This is a genomic window from Bradyrhizobium sp. 956_D2_N1_4, from assembly GCF_052076025.1.
In the GTDB taxonomy this organism is placed as follows: Bacteria; Pseudomonadota; Alphaproteobacteria; order Rhizobiales; family Xanthobacteraceae; genus Bradyrhizobium; species Bradyrhizobium barranii.
Map to the genome: position 1 here is coordinate 7,766,733 of NZ_CP197237.1, position 17,324 is coordinate 7,784,056.

Genomic DNA, 17,324 nt, shown 5'->3' on the forward strand with positions numbered 1-17,324 from the left:
ATGACATCGACCCTGCCGCGGATGCGACTCGCAATCGCGCTGTCCGCGACCACGATGCTGACGCCGCCGGCGCTGGCGCAGACGCTGCCGACCGGCGGCCAGGTCGTGTCGGGACAGGCCACGATCAGTCAGTCCGGCAACGCCATGACGATCAACCAGTCGAGCGACCGGATGATCGCCAACTGGCAGAGTTTTTCGATCGGCGCCGGCAACTCCGTGACCTTCAATCAGCCCGGCGCATCCTCGGTCGCGCTGAACCGCGTCGTCGGCCAGGACCCGTCAAAAATCCTCGGCAGCCTCAGCGCCAATGGACAAGTGTTCCTGATCAATCCGAACGGCATCGCCATCGGCAAGACCGGCAGCGTGCAGACCGGCGGCTTTGTCGCCTCGACGCTCGGCATCAGCAACGCTGATTTTCTGGCAGGTCGCTACAACTTCACAGGCAGCGGCGGCGCGATCACCAATGAGGGCAGCATCTCCGGCAAGGTGGTGGCGCTGATCTCGCCGAGCGTCAGCAATTCCGGCGCCATCACCGGCAGCACGGCGCTCGCCGCCGGCACCGACGTGCTGCTGGACTTCAACGGCGATGGCCTGCTCTCGGTCGAGGTCAAGGCCTCTACCGTCAAGACCCTGGTCGAGAACAAGGGATTGATCCGCGCCGATGGTGGGCTCGCCATCCTCACCGCCAAGGGCGCGAGCGACGCCATGAAGGGCGTCGTCAACAACACCGGCGTGGTGCAGGCCGCGAGCATCGGCAGCAAAAACGGCCGCATCCTGCTGCTCGGCGATGCCAAGCACGGCGAGGTCAATGCCGGCGGCACGCTGCGGGCGCGCTCGGTCGAAACCTCCGCCGCCAAGGTCAATCTCGCTGCCGATCTGAAGGTCGATACGCTCGGCGGGCATTGGCTGATCGATCCCGTCAACATCACCATCGACGCGAACTACGCTGGCGTCTTGCAGACGGCGCTTGCGAGCGGCGACGTGACGGTGACGACCTCGGGCAGCGGCACCGATGAAGGCAACGTCACGGTCAACTCCGCCGTCACCTGGGGCTCGCATATCCTGACGCTGCGGGCCGACAACAACATCGTCATCAATGCGCCGCTGACGTCGACCGGCACGACGAGCAGTGACGGCCTGGTCCTGCAATACGCACAGACCACGGCCACCGGTGGCTACACCATCAACGCGCCGGTCAACCTGGCGGCGGGTAGCCTGTTCCAGACCCGGAAAGGAACTGATGCCGCCATCACCTATGCGGTGATCACCGACGTGAATGCCCTGCAGGACATCAACACCAACCGGTCCGGCAACTATGTGCTCGGCGCGAACATCGATGCCAGCGCGACGGCGGGTTGGAATGGTGGCGCCGGCTTCACACCGATCGGCGGCATCGGCGATATCAGCAAATATTTTTCCGGCATTTTCGACGGGCTCGGTCACCGCATCAGCAACCTGACCATCAACCGGCCGTCCAGCGATAACATCGGCCTGTTCGGCTACATCGATGGCGGGACCATCCGCAATGTCGGATTGGAAGGCGGCAGCGTGACGGGCAACAATTCCGTCGGCGGGCTGGTGGGGTCGAGCGGCCTCTGGGTCTACGGCGGCACGAGCAGCGTCGCTTACAACACCATCAGCAACGTTTACAACACCGGCAATGTGACCGGCAGCGGCGCCATGGTCGGCGGGCTGGTCGGCGACGCCTATATCACGACGATCAGCAACTCATATGCCACCGGCACGGTCGCGGGCTATGGCGCCGCCGGCGGGCTGGGAGGGCGCGTCGTCGCCTCGTTCGTCTCCAACTCGTATGCGACCGGCAACGTGTCCGCTAGCTGGGAAGGTGCTGGCGGGCTGATAGGGTACAATATCGGCACGTGGATGGGACCGGGCCCCGCGGATTATGCTATCGGGACGGTGAGCCACTCTTATGCCACGGGTACCGTATCTGGCGGCATCAATGTCGGTGGCTTGTTGGGGTACAGCAACCTCGGTCTCGTCACCGACAGTTACGCCACCGGCAATGTATCAGGCACCGGCGCAGTTGGCGGCACAGGCACAGCTGCCGGCGGACTGGTGGGGTTCCAACAGTACAGCCGGGTGGAGCGATCTTACGCCACCGGCAACGTGTCCGGTGTCGATGCGGTCGGCGGGCTGGTGGGAGGCAGCTGGTACGGCGCCGTGGTAAGCCAGTCTTACGCAACCGGCAATGTGTCGGGAACGCGTTCGATTGGCGGGCTGGTCGGGCACAGCAATGAAGCCGTTTCAGTGCTCGATTCCTACGCCACGGGAACGGTTTCAGGAAATTCCGAGGTCGGCGGGCTGGTGGGGGTGAATCAGGAAAGCCATGTGAGCCGAAGCTACTTCGCGGGCACCGTGTCGGGAACCAGCAATGTCGGCGCGATCGTGGGGATGAACTGGGATGGCGGCGATGTCACCCAAAGCTATGCGAACAGGGAGACATCGGGGCAGAGCGCCGCCTGTGGCGCATCCTTCGGCGGCGGCATCTGCGATGGCGGCATGCTCACCACGGCGCAGCTGCGCGATCCCTTCATCTTCATCAACAACGGCTATGACTTCGCCGCTGTCTGGGGCAAGTCCGTCAGCGGCGCCAATAACGGCATGCCGGTGCTGCGCGCGTTCGGCGACACCGTCTACGATGCCTATGTCAACGTCGCGGGCTCGGCCAGCACCACCTATGGCACGCTGGCCTCGCTCGGCGGCTTGACGATGACCGGCGTGAACGCCAATCGTGTCACGCTCGGCTGGGGCAGCGCAGTCACCACCGCATTGGGCGCGGGCAGCTACAATCTCAGCGGCCCCGACGTTCTCAGCGCGACCGGCTCGGGCGGCGCGGTCTATGTCGGCTCGGTCGCGGTCGGCCTCACCATCGACAGGGCGCCGCTCACCATCAGCGCCAACGCGTCCAAGACCTATGACGGCCTCGCCTTCTCCGGCGGCAGCGCCGCTTATTCCGGCTTCATGAATGGCGAGACTGCATCCGTGCTGTCGGGCACGCTTCTTTATGGCGGCACGGCGCAGGGCGCGGTGAATGCCGGCCGCTACAGCCTGACGGCGTCGGGCCTCTCCTCGGCCAATTATGTGATCACCTATGTCGACGGTTCGCTGACCGTCAACAAGGCGCCGCTCACCATTGCAGTCAACGGCGTCACGAAGAATTACGACGGCGTGCCGTTCTCCGGCGGCAGCGCGATCTATTCCGGCTTCGTGAACGGGGAGGGGCTGTCCGCACTGTCCGGCACGCTCGTCTACGGCGGCTCGGCCGAGGGCACGCGCAATCCCGGGGTCTACAGCATCGCCGCCTCGGGGCTGACATCCGCGAACTACGACATCACCTATGTCGACGGCCGGCTCGCGATCATTCCGCGCGACGCAGGCGCCTGTTCGCTTGGGGCCGGCGGCAACCCGATCTGCGGCGCCACTCCGCCCGATCCCGCCGCGCCGCTCGGGTTGAACGACCAGGCGCCGATCGAGGTCGTGCTGCGTTAGAGCACCCGGTAGCGGCACAATCGCAGCTACGCCGGCAAGGGCGTCCTGCGCTACCTACGCCTGGTGAGGCCGTAGAGGCGGCCCTCATCCGTTCGAACCGAAGCCCCGCGGTCTGCGACTTATTTTCGCAGCCGGGGCGCTGTGATGTTTCTCCGCCGGATTCGATCGTCGCCCGGTTGCGCGTCCCGGCGCGGCTTCGATGCAGGGTTTTTTGAGCCATGAATTGCGGTTCGATCGTCCGGATTTTCGGTCTGTTTTGCTCGGCCACCATTGCCGTGACGGTTGCCGTTCATGCCGATGATACGTCCAACGACCGCGTCATCGCCGAAAAGACCGAGATCATTGCGGCTGATCCGACAAACGCGGTTGCTTACGAGCTGCGCGGCGAAGCCTGGTACATCAAGCGGGACAGGGATCGCGCCTTCGAGGATTGCAGCGCCGCGATACGGATCGATCCGAATTTCGGGCGGGCTTATAACTGCCGCGGCCGCGCCTATTCGGCGAGGGGTGAACGGGATCACGCTTTGGCCGATTACAACGAGGCCATTCGCCTCGATCCCGGCTACGGTCCGTCCTACACCTCCCGTGCCCTCGAATATTTCAACCAGCGCGACTTCGATCTGGCGATCGGCGCGTTTACCGAGGCCATCGAACGCAATCCCAAGCAAGCCTACTTTGCTCTTATCAAGAGAGGGGAAGCGTATGCGGCGAAGCGCGACTCCGATCATGCCGTCGCCGATTACAACGAGGCGATGCGGCGCAATCCCGCCGCCGCATGGCCCTACGAGCTGCGAAGCACCGTCCATTTCGACAAGGGCAAGATCGACGAGGCTCTCGACGACTGCAACACCGCCGTCCGTCTGGAGCCTGGGAGTGCTGGCGGTCATTATTGCCGGGCCATCGTTCTCCTGAAAAAGGACGACACCGACAACGCCATCCGCGAGCTTGATGACGTCACCAGGATCATGCCTTCCTTCGAGAAGGCCTACTTCGTTCGTGCAACCGCCTGGCGCAAGAATGGTGATGATCGTCGCGCCATTGCCGATTTCGACGAGGGCATCCGGCTGCAGCCGGGAAATTCGATGGCCTACAGCAATCGCGCCAGCACGCTGCGCGACATCGGAGAGCACGCCCGTGCGCTCGCCGACTACAATGAGGCGATCCGGCTCGATCCCGGCAATCAGATCGCCCTCGTCAATCGGGGTATCCTCTATATGAAACTGTCCGACGCCAAACATGCGCGCGCCGATTTCAATAGCGTGCTCGCGCTGCCGCCGGGCGACCAATGGGCCGTGGACACGGCGCGCGAAGGGCTTGGCTTTTTGAAGTGATGCGAGAGCAGGGCTGCGCTGCAACCCTAGTCTCCGTCATTGCGAGGAGCGAAGCGACGAAGCAATCCAGAATCTCCCCGCGGAACGATTCTGGATTGCTTCGCTGCGCTCGCAATGACGAGGAGAGCGCAGGCGATCTATCACCCGAATGAAAGCGCCACGCCTTCGCCGGCGCCGCTCGTGCGCGTCAGCAGACCGTCGGCAGCAGGCGCCGGACTTCGTCGAGCAGTTCGGGAATCGCCGTCTTGTCACCCGCGAGGTGCTTGAGCAGCGCACTTTGGAATAGACCGTCGAACAGCGCATAGAGCGCGGCGGGCGACGACGCCGGCCGCTTGCCGCCGAGCTCGGCATAACGGGAGGCGATGCGCCAGATCATCGCTTCCAGGCTCTTGTCGATCTCGAGTACATCCTTGCGAAACGCCGCCTCGAACATCGCCTGCGAGCGCAGGTCGTACCAAAGGCGGTGCATACGGGCTTCGTTCTGCAGCGTTGCTGCGAGCTTGGCGAGGAAACCCTCCGTCAATTCGTCGCGGCTCGTTGCTGTCGCGACGACATCGTCATATCGCGTCACGCACTTCGCCTTGTAGTGGCGGACGCAGCAGCAGATCAGGTCGAGCTTGTCGCTGAAATAATAGTGGAACACGCCGTGCGTGAACGCCGAGTTCTGCGCGATTTCGCGCAGGCTGGTGCGTGCGAAGCCGAGCTCTCCAAGCGTTTCGAGCGCGGCCTCGGCAAGCTCGACGCGCCGCGCGTTGAACTTCTCGTCGCGCAGCACCTCGGCCGCATCAGCCACACGCCGGGCCGCTCCCGTCACCTGCCGCGCCATCTTGTCCTTATCCTCAGTCCCGTTCTTTCAAGGACTTATACCGCGTCGACCGCGGAATGCTCCATCCCCTCACAACCACTTCCTTTGACAACTGTCAAATTCGTTCTTGACAAGTGTCAAGATATTGGCGGAGGTTCGCACCAAGAATTTGGACAGTCGTCAAGACGTCCGACCATGGAGGAACGCTTCGCTGGGTGCCGCCGAAAGGCCTGCGCCCGTCGACCTGGTGCGCGCCGATTGGGCGCAGCACGAATCGATCACCAGCAACGGAGGAGTGCGTCATGAGTGGGAAGAGCCTTGCAGGCAGGAAAGCCCTGGTCACCGGCGGTGCTAGAGGAATCGGCGCGGCCATCGCGCAAGCGTTGGCGCGAGCCGGCGCCTCGATCATGATCGCCGACATCCTGGAAGAGACTGGCCGTGCCAGCGCAGCCGCCATCGCGAAGGAAGACGTCGCCACGGGCTTCGTCCAGCTCGACGTCACCGACGACGCTCAATGGGAGCGGGCGGTTGCCAAGACCGTCGAAACCCTCGGCGGCTACGACATTCTGATCAACAATGCCGGCATCGAGATCACGTCGCTGATCTCCGAGGTCAAGGCCGAGGACGCGCGGCGGATGTGCGACGTCAATATCGTTGGCACCGTGCTCGGCATGAAGCACGCCTTCCGTGCCATGCGCCCGGGCGGGCCGGCCGGCAAGGGCGGCGCCGTCGTCAACATCGCCTCGGTTGCGGCAACAATCGCCTTCCCGAGCATCGCGGTCTATTCGGGCACCAAATCCGCGGTTGACCGCATGACGCGGGTCGGAGCGATGGAAGCCGGCAAGCTCGGTTTCGGCGTGCGCGTAAACTGCATCTATCCGGGCCTGATCCCGACCGACATGGGCATGCAGCTCGCCAACGACATCGTCAAGGTCGGGCTCGCGGCTGACGTCAACGCCGCAGTCGGCTCGGTGGTGGAGCAAACCCCGCTCGGCCGTCTCGCCGAGGTCACGGACATTGGCGATGCCGCGGTGTTCCTGTGCTCGAACGAGGCGCGCTTCATCACCGGCATCGGACTGCCGGTCGATGGCGGCATGGGCATGTAACAACAAAGCCGACAACAAGCATTTCGGAGGAACGCAATGAGCGAGAAGAAGCCCGTCATCGTCTATGGCGCTTCCGGCTATACCGGCCGGCTAGTCTGTGAATACTTACGCGAATACAACATCCCCTTCATCGCCGCCGGCCGCAGCAATGAGAAGCTCAACGCCGCGATGAAGTCGAATGTAGCGGGCATCGAGACCGCCGACTACGAGGTGGTCAAGGTGCCGCACACCGTGGCTGCGCTGACTGAATTGTTTAAGGGCGCCTCGGTGGTGCTCAACACCGTGGGTCCCTTCGCCAAGTTCGGCGGCGAAGTGGTGCAGGCTTGCCTCGCTTCCAAGTGTCATTACACCGACACCACCGGTGAGCAGGACTGGCTGATCACGCTCGAGCAGGAGTGGGGCACGAAGTTCGCCAATGCCGGGCTGCTGTTGGCGCCAGGCATCGCGCAGATGTACACCACCGGCGAGATCGCCGCGCAGCTGTGCCTGGAGACGCCCGGCCTTGACACGCTGGACATTGCCGTGTTCTGGGGTGGCAGCCCGACCATCGCATCGACGCAGACCATCCTGGTCAACGCCGCGATGGCCAAGGCCTACTACCTGGAGCAGAACAAGTACGTCGAGCATCAGCCCGATGCCGGCCTCTACAACCTCGCCATCCCCGGTCAGCACGAGCTGGCGCTGGCGTTGCCCTGGGGAGGCACCTCGCACCCGGTGTGGTTCAAGCGCGATCCGCGCGTGGCCAACGTGAAGGTGCTGGGCGGCGTGTTCAATCGCGCGCTGATGCTGGGCGTGCCGCAGATCGTCGCGGCCGCGCTGGAGGCGACCAAGGATATGAATCCCGACGACCGCTACGCCGCATTGGCGCAGACCGCCGCCGGTGTGATGAACACCATGCCGCCGCGCGAGAACCCGCGCGTCAACAAGTCGATGGATTCGGTGCATGCCTCCGGCCCGTTGGGGCGCGCGCACTGCGTCATCAACGGCAACAGCAACTACAAGCAGACCGGCATGTTGCAGGCCTATGCTGCGGCCCATCTGTTGCAGCAGCCGCCCAAGCGCGTAGGCTTCGCCTCCGGCTGCCAGGCGTTCGGCCATCACGAGCTGCTCGGGCAGTTGCGCAGCTTCGGGCTCGTCAGCAAGCCTGTTCTGACCGTGCACGATTAGGTCAATCGCGGGTGGCGCGGTCCTCCGCGTCACCCGCTGCTGCTTCGGGTGTTGATCATGCGCTTCATCGATTACCTGGACAAAGGTGCCTCGCTCGGCGCCGACGCGCCATGCCTCACCATGGATGGACGCGACCTCAGCTATCGCGACGTACAGTTGCTGAGCTACCGCGTCGCGCGCGGGCTCGCGCGATCGGGGATTGCTGCCGGCGAGAAGGTCGCAATCCTTTCCGGCAACGATCCGGTCGCGTTTGCCTGCGTGTTCGGCATTTCCCGCGCGGGCGCGGTCTGGTGCCCGATCAATCCGCGTAACGAGGCGGCCGAAAATCGGCTCATCCTCGAGCAATTTGACTGCAGCCTGCTGTTGTTTCATTCAAGTTTCGCGGCGATGGTCGAGGCGGTGCGTGCAGAGCTGCCAAAGCTGCGCGCCGTCGTCTGCCTCGATGCTGAGTTGTCCTTCGCGCCCTCGTTCGACAGCTGGCTCGCCGGCCTTGCAGACGACCACTATCAACGCGAGACGATCGACGATCTTGCGATGATCCCGGGCACCGGCGGCACCACCGGCAAGCCGAAGGGGGTCATGCTGTCGGGCCGCAACATCGAGGCGATGACGGCACTGACGCTGATGGGCTATCCCTTCAAGGGCCGCCCGATCTACCTCGCGCTTGCGCCGCTGACCCACGCGGCCGGCGTGCTGTGTTTCCCGATCATGGCGCTCGGCGGCCGCATCGTGATCATGCATCACCCCGACATCGCAGAATTTCTCGATCTGATCGAGCGCTATCGCGTCACGCACACCTTCCTGCCGCCGACCGTGATCTACATGCTGCTCGATCATCCGAAGCTCGACTCCGCGAGGCTCGGGTCTCTGCAATGTTTCTGGTACGGCGCGGCGCCGATCTCGGCCGCGCGGCTTGCGGAAGCGCTCCAGCGTATCGGGCCGATGGCGCAGTTGTTCGGTCAGACCGAAGCGCCGATGATGATCTCGATGATGGCACCTAGCGAGCATTACAATGCGGACGGCACGATCGCGATGGAGCGTCTCGCCTCGGCCGGGCGGATCAGCCCGCTGGTGCAGGCCGGCATCATGGATGGCGACGGCAATTTGCTGCCGACCGGCGCCCGCGGCGAGATCGTGGTCCGCGGTTCGCTGGTGATGGAGGGCTATTACAAAAATCCCGAGGCTACGGCGGAAGCCTCCGCGCATGGCTGGCACCACACCGGCGACATCGGCTACATCGACGCCGACGGCTACCTCTATATCGTCGATCGCGCCAAGGACATGATCATCACCGGCGGGTTCAACGTCTACTCGATCGAGGTCGAGAACGCGCTGCGGGCGCATGAGGCGGTACAGGATTGCGCCGTGATCGGGTTGGCGGACGAGAAATGGGGTGAGCGGATCGTCGCCGTGGTGCAGCCCCGCGCCGGCCAAAGCGTCGATGCGACGGCGCTGGCGGCCTTCGTCAAGCAGCGGATCGGCAGCGTCAAGACACCAAAGCAGATCGAAGTCTGGGACGACCTGCCGCGTTCCAAGGTCGGCAAGGTCTTGAAGCCGGACATCCGCGCGCGGCTGGCGGAGCGTTCAGGCGGCTGAGGCGCATCTTATTGCAGCGCCCATCGCTTCGAAGATATCCGCGAGACGCGCTGACGCGGACATTCGCGCGGGCCTGGAACTCTCATCCGTGTCCGGGCAGGCAAAGGCATGTTTCCGCTTTTCGATGCGCGTTTTGGGTGTCACCATGCTTTTGAACGGACGGGAGGGCCGCCATGCGCTGGTGTGTCTCGGTCGGGGCGGTGCTTGTTGCGGGGGCGATCGTCGGAGGTGACGTTGCCAGCATTGCCGCGCCGAGCCCGAAATCAGGGATAGCCGACGCCAGGTACAGCGCACTGTCCGTCAATGTCGAGCTCGTTATCGCCGTCGACGTCTCCTATTCGATGGATCTGGACGAACTCGCCATTCAGCGCGAGGGCTATGCACAGGCCATCGTCTCGAAAGACTTTCTTCAGGCGCTAAGGGCCCGTCCGGCCAGCAAGGTGGCTCTGACCTATTTCGAGTGGTCGATGTCGGGCGACGACAGGATCATCATTCCGTGGCGCGTGATCGACGGCCCGGAATCGGCGGACGCCGTGGCCGCCGAGATCATGAAAACGCCGATTCGCCGAGGTTCGAGCACCTCGATTTCCGGCGCGATCAATTTCGCAGTGCAGCTGTTCGAAGAGAATCCCTATCGCGGGTCGCGGCGCGTCATCGACATTTCCGGCGATGGGCCGAACAACGACGGAGCCCCCGTCACCGGCGCGCGCGACGCTGCCGTTGAGAAAGGCATCATCATCAACGGCCTGCCGATCATGGTGAAGGAGCCGTCCTATTTGACGACCGATATCGAGAATCTCGATCTCTATTACGAGGACTGCGTGATCGGAGGGCCGGGTGCCTTCATCATGACAATCAAGGATCGCGAAAAATTCCAGGAAGCGATCCGGACCAAGCTTGTTCTCGAAGTTGCGGGCCTCGCGCCGGAGGGGAGGATCGTCCCAACTGCCGAGAATGAGCCCCGGGTGTCCTGTCTGGTCGGCGAAGAAAAATGGCGGGAGCGCGGGCGACGGATCATGCGCTAGTTGCCCGTCAGCAAAGCGAACCGACGTCGGTCGATCGCCTCACGCGCCACCAGCCCTGCCGCCTTGCAAAGATCTGGCGCATAGAGTTGGCAGCGCCGTTCCTGCTTCTCGATAGCCTTGTCGATCAACTCCAGCAGTCGTGCGGGGGCCATTCCCGCGGGAGCGGCAATTCGCCCCGTGACGACGTGCTTTTCTATTCCCTCGTGACGGTCGTGATCGAGATCGGGGTCGCGCCAGCAATTCGCGCATATCATCACGAAGCTCTCGGAATGCGAATAGACGACGGCGTCCTCATCCAGCTCTGCGGTCAAGTCCGCCAGTTGCCGTGCCGAATCCTGTGTGCCGGCGAAGTCGAATAGCTGATAGTTCCGCCGCTCCAGCGTCGCCAAATGTGGAAAAACCGGGACCTGCACCTCACCATACGTGTGATGTGTAATCGGCGCGCCGTCGATCAGGATGACGTCGCCATAGTCCACGCCGAGCTTCTGGTAGAGCACACTGCGGACGATGCCGTGGCACGGGCTCAACCGTTCGATCCAGATGGTTTCCTCCGCGCCCGGATCGTCCTGATCGGCCGTGCGCTCCGCCAGGGGCCGCTCCGCCAGCTTGACCTTGCATTGAGACAATGAGCATTCCGGCAAGCCAAAGCGCCCGATCTCGATCGCAAGCCCCATGCGCCTCCAGACATCCAGTGCCAGAGAGGCATTCTTTGCGCCGGTGGCGCAGATACCAAGATTCCACTCGTAACTCTCGGTGACTTCGTCCGCGAGGCTGGCTGCGATCTGGTTTGCGGTCGCGCCATCTGCGAATCTGCCGCGTGTCTTGTAGAAAAGACCCAGATTGTAATGGTGGGTGCTGTTTTGCGGATTGAGTTCGGTGAGTTTCCGATAGCTGCTCTCGGCAATCGCATCTTGCTGGCGCGACAGCATTCGCGCCGCAGTGGCCAGACCTTCGAGAATCGGTTCCTGTTCGGGTTGCCCCTCGTGGACCTTGGCCAACCCGCTCAGTTTTTCGACGACCAAACGGAACAATGCAATATCGGGCGGCGGTGCATTGAGATCGTCAATGTCGCGCGCTGCTTCAAGGCAGAGCCCTACAGTCGAGAGAAACCAGAAGTCCTGATCGTGAGATTGTGCGACCTCTGACAGAACGTCTATCGCGGCTTCTCTTTGCAAGCATCGATCATGGACAACCCGCAGCAATGCCATGGCGGCTTCGGGCTGCCGGGCCTGCGCTTTTCGCAGCGGCATCAGCTTGTGCAACGCGGCCTGTGTTCTCCCGCCTGAGCTTCCGCAATGGCATCGCGCGCAATCGCCTCGATCTCATCGGATGAGAGCACCGCACTTGGACCGTCCGACGTCATTCTCGATTCTCTTCTCAGAGCACCCGCTTCGGCGTTGAGCCCGATGCTAGGCCGGAACGTCGACGCTTCGCCAGATGGCCCATAAAAAATGCGCGGGCCGCCTTGAGGCATGCCCGCGCATTTGAATTCGCAGATGTCGCGCTAAGCGTGCGTCAGTGCACGCTCACGGCTTGCAGCTCGTTGCTCCAGGCGTTGGCGACCGCGGCTTCGCGGCTGTCGGTCAGCATGATCGGCGTGCCGTCGGCGGCGTGGAGCGCGAAGAGCTTGAGGCCCGGCGCGATCTTTGGCGCTTCGGGAAACAGGCCCGGCACATCCTCGGAGCGGATCTGCTTCACATAGGCGATATGACCTTCGCCGAGGGTTGCCAGCGTCTCGGGCGAGACGTTCTTGGCTTCGTATTCGAACGCAACGTGACCTTCACTCATGGTCTCGACTCCTTCACAGAAACTAAGCGGTCGAGTCCGCTACTCGTTCCATTATTCGTGCTCATTGATAGCGATTGTCTTAACGATCCTCTCCGGTTCAGGCCGGGCAAGATCGACCGACAGCAGCCCGTTCTTCAGATCCGCTCCCAGCACGAGCATCCCCTCCGCCAGCACGAAGGTGCGCTGGAAGTGGCGCGCGGCGATGCCGCGATGGATGTATTGCCGGGTCTTGTCGTCCTGCTGCCGCCCGCGAATCACGAGCTGGTTTTCCTCAATGGTTACATCGAGTTGGTCGCGGGTGAATCCGGCGACCGCCAGCGTGATCCGCAGCCGCTCGGGCTGGCCGTCCGACCGGTCGCACCTCTCGATATTGTAGGGAGGGTAACCGTCGGCGCCTTTGACGACGCGGTCGAGCACGCGCTCGATCTCGTCGAAGCCCAGAAGGAACGGACTGGAAAGCGTGGGAACACGAGACATAGTTTACAAAGTCCTCTCGAAGCGACTTTGGCATTTCAGGGCCCGGAAGCGGCGCCCCTTGGTCAGCAATATGGTCATAACCCCTTGGGGGTTCAAGGACGTAGCGGGGGCCTGTGGATTGCCCATTTTCGCGCCTGACCCCGCCCGCGGTCGCGCGGAAGCGCCCAATTCGTCACCGGGAACGCAAATGCTCAGGCAAGCCCGGGCATGACGAATCGGCCGACGATTTATCTCAATGAAATCAAACCCCCGGCTACTGTGCATGGGGTTGTTTTTCGCGTTTTTGATCGGCCGGCCCTCGGAACCGGTCAGGCCTCGATCCGCGTCCGCCCGTCGCCGCTGAAAAGGTGCAGCTTCGGCCGTACCGCGGCGACGCGGATCCTCTCACCGATGGCGGGGGCCTCGGTTCCGGGAATGCGGACGATGACCTCGCCGGGCGGCAGCTCGCCGGGCGTGGCGGCAACCCGCTGCTCGTCCTGGGCCCGCGTGCCGTAGACGAAGGTTTCCGCACCGACGCGCTCGATCGCTTCCACGGTCAGCGGCAATGCGACACCGCCGGCCGGGGTCTGGTCGGTGATGACGAAATCTTCCGGGCGGATGCCGAGGATGCCAGCCTCGGTGGCGCCGCCGCCGAGCTGCGATTTGATCTCATCGGCGCGCGTCGACATCAGGTTCATCGGCGGTGCCCCGATGAAGGAGGCGACGAAGGTCGTCGCCGGCTTCTCGTAGATCGCCAGCGGATTGCCGACCTGCTCGACCTGGCCGCCATTCATGACCACGAGAATATCGGCGAGCGTCATCGCCTCGAGCTGGTCGTGGGTGACGTAGATCGAGGTCGTGTTGAGCCGGCGCTGCAATTTGCGGATCTCGACCCGCATCGCGATGCGCAGCTTTGCATCGAGGTTCGACAGCGGCTCGTCGAACAGAAACACCTTCGGCTGGCGCACGATGGCGCGGCCCATGGCGACGCGCTGGCGCTGGCCGCCGGAGAGCTGGCGCGGCTTGCGCTCCAGCATCGGCGCGAGTTCGAGCACGCGCGCGGCTTCCTCGACGCGGGTCTTGACCTCGGCCTCCTTCATGCCGCGGTTGCGCAGGCCGTAGGCCATGTTGTTGAAGACGCTCATATGCGGATAGAGCGCGTAGTTCTGGAACACCATCGCGATGTCGCGATCGGCGGGCTCGATCTGGTTGACGACGCGGCCGCCGATGTCGATCTCGCCGCCGGTGACGGTCTCGAGACCTGCGACCATGCGCAGCAGCGTGGACTTGCCGCAGCCGGAGGGACCGACCAGCACGCAGAACTGACCGTCGCCGACATCGACGTTGACGCCCTTGATGGCCTCGAAGCCGCCGGGGTAGGTCTTGCGGACGTTGCGCAGGGTGACGTTAGCCATGAAAACTCATTCCCAAAAACCTACTTCTCGGTCTCGACCAGGCCGCGCACGAACAATTTCTGCATGGCGACGACGACGAACACCGGCGGCAGCATGGCGAGCACGGCCGTGGCCATCACGATCGGCCATTCGGTCAGCGCATCGGTGGTGGTGATCATCTTGCGGATGCCGACCTGGATGGTCTGCATGTCGTCGCGCGTGGTGATCAGCAGCGGCCAGAGATATTGATTCCAGCCGAGGATGAAGAGGATCACGAACAGCGCCGCCATGTTGGTGCGCGACAGCGGCAGCAGCGTATCCCAGAAGAAGCGCAAGGGGCCGGCGCCGTCGATGCGCGAGGCCTCCAGCAGCTCGTCTGGCACGGTCATGAAGAACTGGCGGAACAGCAGCGTCGCGGTGGCCGACGCGATCAGCGGCAGCGCGAGGCCGGCATAGCTGTCGAGCATGTGCAGATCGGCGACGATCTTGTAGGTCGGATAGATGCGCACCTCGACCGGCAGCATCAACGTGATGAAGATGATCCAGAAGATCGCCATCCGGAACGGAAAGCGGAAATACACGATCGCATAGGCCGAGATGATCGAGATCGCGATCTTGCCGATCGCGATTGCCAGCGCCATCACCAGCGAGTTCAGCATCATGTTGCCGACGGGCTCGCGGGTCGAGCCGCTCGTGCCGACGAAGATGGTCTTGTAGTAGACCTCGAAGAAATGGCCGCCCGGCAGCAGCGACATCTGCCCGTTCGCGATCAGGGCGTTGTCCTGGGTCGAGGCGACGATCGCGATGTAGACCGGGAATGCGACGATCGCGATCCCGATCCAGAGAATGGCGTGGGCGACGTAGCGTCGAAAGCCCTCTTCCTCGACCATCAGTAGGTCACCTTGCGTTCGACGAAGCGGAACTGGATTCCCGTCAGCACGATGACCATGACCATCAGGATCACCGACTGCGCCGCCGAGCTGCCGAGATTGCCGCCGAGCAGGCCGTCGGAATAGACCTTGTAGACCAGCGTGACCGTCGATGTTCCGGGACCGCCGCGGGTCATGGTGTCGATGATGCCGAAGGTGTCGAAGAAGGCGTAGACGATGTTGACGACCAGCAGGAAGAAGATCGTGGGCGACAGCAGTGGGAAGGTCACGGTCCAGAACCGCCGCATCGGGCGGGCGCCGTCGATCGCGGCGGCCTCGAACACGCTTCGGGGGATGGCTTGCAGGCCGGCGAGGAAGAACAGGAAATTATAGGAGATCTGCTTCCACGCCGCGGCGAGGATGATCAGCCCAGCCGCCTGGTTGCCGTCAAGCAGCGGATTCCAGTCGACGCCCAGGTTGCGCAGATAGCGCGACAGCACGCCGAGCGAAGGATGCAGCATGAAGATCCAGAGCACGCCGACCACGGGCGGCGCCACTGCATAGGGCCAGATCAGCAGCGTGCGGTAGAGCATCGAGCCGCGCAGCGGCTTGTCGGCCATCACGGCGAGCAAGAGCGCGAAGGACAGCGACGAGACGGCGATGGCGAACGAAAAGACGAACGTACGGACAACCGCCTCGAAATAGGCCGGGTCCTTGAACAGGTCCTGATAATTCTCGAACCAGACGAAGCTTGTCGACAGACCGAAGGCGTCCTGGAGCAGGAAGGATTGGATCACTGCCTGCGCGGCCGGCCAGTAGAAAAAAATCAAGACGATCGCGAGCTGGGGCGCAACCAGCGCGTAGGGCAATAGTTTTGCTTGGAAAATGGCTTGCTTTTGCATGATGTCAGGTGAGCGGCAGGCCGGCTTGCGGCCTGCCGCTCATCGCCTCACTTGACGGCGGTCTTTTCGAACTGACGCAGCATAGTGTTGCCGCGCTCGACGGCAGCATCCAGCGCCTGCTTGGCGGTCTTCTTGCCGGCCAGCGCCTGCTCGATCTCTTCCGACCAGACGTCACGCAGCTGAACCATGTTGCCGAGGCGCAGACCGCGCGAATTGTCGGTCGGCTCCTTGTTGGTCAGCTCGATCAGCGGGGTCTCGAGATAGGGCTGATCCTTGTAGAAGCCCTCTTCCTTCGCCTTGGCGTAGGCCGCCTTGGTGATCGGCAGATAGCCCGAGGCCTTGTGGATGTAGACCTGGCGATCGGTGTCGGAGAGGAAGGTCAGGAACTTCGCCACGCCCTTGTATTCGTCGGCCGACTTGCCGCCCATCACCCAGAGCGAAGCGCCGCCGATGATCGAGTTCTGCGGCGCGCCCTTGACGTCCGGATAGTATGGCATCGGCACGGCGGTGAAGTTGAACTTGGCCTGCGCCTTGACGTTGCCGAAGAACGCCGACGAGGTCAGGTAGATCGGGCATTCGCCGGAGGTGAAGCGGCCTTCGCCGGTGTTGGTGCGGCCGGCATAGTCGTAGGTCTTGGTCTTCTGGAGCTCGACCAGGGTTTCGAGATGCTTGACCTGAAGCGGGCCGTTGAACTCCAGCACGGTGTCGAAGCCGTCGAGGCCGTTGGCCTTGCTGGCGAGCGGCACGTTGTGCCAGGCGGAGAGCTGCTCGAGATTGACCCAGGTGACCCAGGAGCCGGAGAAGCCGCAGGTGTCATGACCCGCAGCCTTCAGCTTCTTGGCGGCCTCGAACGTTTCCGGCCAGGTCTTGGGGATCTCGACGTTCGCCTTCTTGAGCTCGTCGAGGTTGACCCACATGACGGTCGACGACGAGTTGAACGGGAACGACAGCATCTCGCCCTTCGAGGTCGAGTAGTAGCCGGTGATGGCGGGCAGATAGATCTTGGGGTCGAACTTCTCGCCGGCCTCGGCCATCAGCTTGTAGACGGGTTTTACGGCGCCGGTCGCGGCCATCATGGTCGCGGTGCCGACTTCGAACACCTGCATGATGTGCGGGGCGTTGCCGGCGCGGAACGCTGCGATGCCGGCGTTCATCGTATCGGGATAGTTGCCCTTGTAGGTCGGGATCACCTTGTAGTCGGTCTGCGAGGCGTTGAAGTCGGTGGCGAGCTTAACGATGACGTCGTTGTTGGCGCCGGTCATCGCGTGCCACCACTGGATTTCGGTCACGGCCAAGGCCGGCGATGCGCCCATGCCGATCGTGATCGCAACTGCGGCAGCCGCCCCAAAGTGTCGAAGAGCCATCAAGTAAA

14 protein-coding genes are annotated in these 17,324 nt (G+C 63.2%); 6 read left to right on the forward strand and 8 right to left on the reverse strand.

All coding sequences use genetic code 11. The features are described 5' to 3' along the window. Together AB7535_RS36715 and AB7535_RS36720 are read left to right on the forward strand one after the other, a co-directional pair. Positions 1-3,513, forward strand: a complete 3,513-nt coding sequence (locus AB7535_RS36715) for a two-partner secretion domain-containing protein (protein ID WP_354113217.1) — start codon at positions 1-3, stop codon at positions 3,511-3,513. A gap of 218 nt (positions 3,514-3,731) precedes the next feature. Beyond that, positions 3,732-4,844: a tetratricopeptide repeat protein gene (locus AB7535_RS36720; protein WP_354113218.1), complete on the forward strand. Its 1,113-nt coding sequence runs from the start codon at positions 3,732-3,734 to the stop codon at positions 4,842-4,844. A 187-nt stretch (positions 4,845-5,031) separates the two neighbouring features. Here the strand turns inward: AB7535_RS36720 and AB7535_RS36725 are convergent, their stop codons facing one another. Further along, positions 5,032-5,670: a TetR/AcrR family transcriptional regulator gene (locus tag AB7535_RS36725; RefSeq protein WP_085405011.1), complete on the reverse strand. Its 639-nt coding sequence runs from the start codon at positions 5,668-5,670 to the stop codon at positions 5,032-5,034. A 281-nt stretch (positions 5,671-5,951) separates the two neighbouring features. Between AB7535_RS36725 and AB7535_RS36730 the strand changes: the two genes are divergently transcribed. The 4 genes from AB7535_RS36730 (at position 5,952) to AB7535_RS36745 (ending at position 10,543) form a co-directional block, all read left to right on the forward strand. Then, entirely contained in the window at positions 5,952-6,755 is an 804-nt protein-coding gene (locus AB7535_RS36730) for an SDR family NAD(P)-dependent oxidoreductase (RefSeq protein ID WP_354113219.1), read from the forward strand. 36 nt (positions 6,756-6,791) lie between these two features. After that, positions 6,792-7,922, forward strand: coding sequence for a DUF5938 domain-containing protein (locus tag AB7535_RS36735; protein WP_063980184.1), 1,131 nt, complete (start codon positions 6,792-6,794; stop codon positions 7,920-7,922). 57 nt (positions 7,923-7,979) lie between these two features. Further along, positions 7,980-9,518 carry an AMP-binding protein gene (locus tag AB7535_RS36740; RefSeq protein ID WP_354113220.1) on the forward strand — a complete coding sequence of 513 codons (1,539 nt, stop codon included), beginning with the start codon at positions 7,980-7,982 and terminating at the stop codon, positions 9,516-9,518. A 173-nt stretch (positions 9,519-9,691) separates the two neighbouring features. After that, positions 9,692-10,543, forward strand: a complete 852-nt coding sequence (locus AB7535_RS36745; RefSeq protein ID WP_354113221.1) for a DUF1194 domain-containing protein — start codon at positions 9,692-9,694, stop codon at positions 10,541-10,543. On the opposite strand, the gene AB7535_RS36750 is transcribed toward AB7535_RS36745, so the two are convergent. The 7 genes from AB7535_RS36750 to ugpB all read right to left on the reverse strand — a co-directional run bounded on the left by AB7535_RS36750 (position 10,540) and on the right by ugpB (position 17,316). Next, complete coding sequence (locus tag AB7535_RS36750; protein ID WP_439037535.1) at positions 10,540-11,805, reverse strand: tetratricopeptide repeat protein; 1,266 nt, start codon at positions 11,803-11,805, stop codon at positions 10,540-10,542. The genes AB7535_RS36745 and AB7535_RS36750 overlap by 4 nt on opposite strands. Before the next feature lie 253 nt (positions 11,806-12,058). Then, positions 12,059-12,331 (reverse strand): DUF1150 family protein, encoded by a 273-nt coding sequence (locus AB7535_RS36755; RefSeq protein WP_011083553.1) that lies wholly within the window; start codon positions 12,329-12,331, stop codon positions 12,059-12,061. A 51-nt stretch (positions 12,332-12,382) separates the two neighbouring features. Beyond that, positions 12,383-12,808: an Hsp20 family protein gene (locus AB7535_RS36760; protein WP_014438749.1), complete on the reverse strand. Its 426-nt coding sequence runs from the start codon at positions 12,806-12,808 to the stop codon at positions 12,383-12,385. Positions 12,809-13,116: 308 nt separating this feature from the next. Further along, entirely contained in the window at positions 13,117-14,202 is a 1,086-nt protein-coding gene (locus tag AB7535_RS36765; RefSeq protein WP_135214035.1) for a sn-glycerol-3-phosphate import ATP-binding protein UgpC, read from the reverse strand. A gap of 20 nt (positions 14,203-14,222) precedes the next feature. Beyond that, positions 14,223-15,071 carry a sn-glycerol-3-phosphate ABC transporter permease UgpE gene (ugpE, locus tag AB7535_RS36770; protein ID WP_063980180.1) on the reverse strand — a complete coding sequence of 283 codons (849 nt, stop codon included), beginning with the start codon at positions 15,069-15,071 and terminating at the stop codon, positions 14,223-14,225. After that, positions 15,071-15,952 carry a sn-glycerol-3-phosphate ABC transporter permease UgpA gene (gene ugpA, locus AB7535_RS36775; RefSeq protein WP_063980179.1) on the reverse strand — a complete coding sequence of 294 codons (882 nt, stop codon included), beginning with the start codon at positions 15,950-15,952 and terminating at the stop codon, positions 15,071-15,073. Before ugpA ends, ugpE begins: the two co-directional genes overlap by 1 nt. Before the next feature lie 47 nt (positions 15,953-15,999). Then, positions 16,000-17,316 (reverse strand): sn-glycerol-3-phosphate ABC transporter substrate-binding protein UgpB, encoded by a 1,317-nt coding sequence (ugpB, locus tag AB7535_RS36780; RefSeq protein ID WP_135214036.1) that lies wholly within the window; start codon positions 17,314-17,316, stop codon positions 16,000-16,002. Positions 17,317-17,324: the final 8 nt, after the last annotated feature.

Bases quoted from the DNA above. Each gene is read 5' to 3' on its own strand.
- ugpE (WP_063980180.1), bottom strand. From the start codon at position 15,071: ATGGTCGAGGAAGAGGGCTTTCGACGCTACGTCGCCCACGCCATTCTC.
- AB7535_RS36715 (WP_354113217.1), top strand. From the start codon at position 1: ATGACATCGACCCTGCCGCGGATGCGACTCGCAATCGCGCTGTCCGCG.
- AB7535_RS36740 (WP_354113220.1), top strand. From the start codon at position 7,980: ATGCGCTTCATCGATTACCTGGACAAAGGTGCCTCGCTCGGCGCCGAC.
- AB7535_RS36745 (WP_354113221.1), top strand. From the start codon at position 9,692: ATGCGCTGGTGTGTCTCGGTCGGGGCGGTGCTTGTTGCGGGGGCGATC.
- ugpA (WP_063980179.1), bottom strand. From the start codon at position 15,952: ATGCAAAAGCAAGCCATTTTCCAAGCAAAACTATTGCCCTACGCGCTG.
- AB7535_RS36735 (WP_063980184.1), top strand. From the start codon at position 6,792: ATGAGCGAGAAGAAGCCCGTCATCGTCTATGGCGCTTCCGGCTATACC.
- AB7535_RS36760 (WP_014438749.1), bottom strand. From the start codon at position 12,808: ATGTCTCGTGTTCCCACGCTTTCCAGTCCGTTCCTTCTGGGCTTCGAC.
- ugpB (WP_135214036.1), bottom strand. From the start codon at position 17,316: ATGGCTCTTCGACACTTTGGGGCGGCTGCCGCAGTTGCGATCACGATC.
- AB7535_RS36730 (WP_354113219.1), top strand. From the start codon at position 5,952: ATGAGTGGGAAGAGCCTTGCAGGCAGGAAAGCCCTGGTCACCGGCGGT.
- AB7535_RS36725 (WP_085405011.1), bottom strand. From the start codon at position 5,670: ATGGCGCGGCAGGTGACGGGAGCGGCCCGGCGTGTGGCTGATGCGGCC.
- AB7535_RS36720 (WP_354113218.1), top strand. From the start codon at position 3,732: ATGAATTGCGGTTCGATCGTCCGGATTTTCGGTCTGTTTTGCTCGGCC.
- AB7535_RS36755 (WP_011083553.1), bottom strand. From the start codon at position 12,331: ATGAGTGAAGGTCACGTTGCGTTCGAATACGAAGCCAAGAACGTCTCG.
- AB7535_RS36765 (WP_135214035.1), bottom strand. From the start codon at position 14,202: ATGGCTAACGTCACCCTGCGCAACGTCCGCAAGACCTACCCCGGCGGC.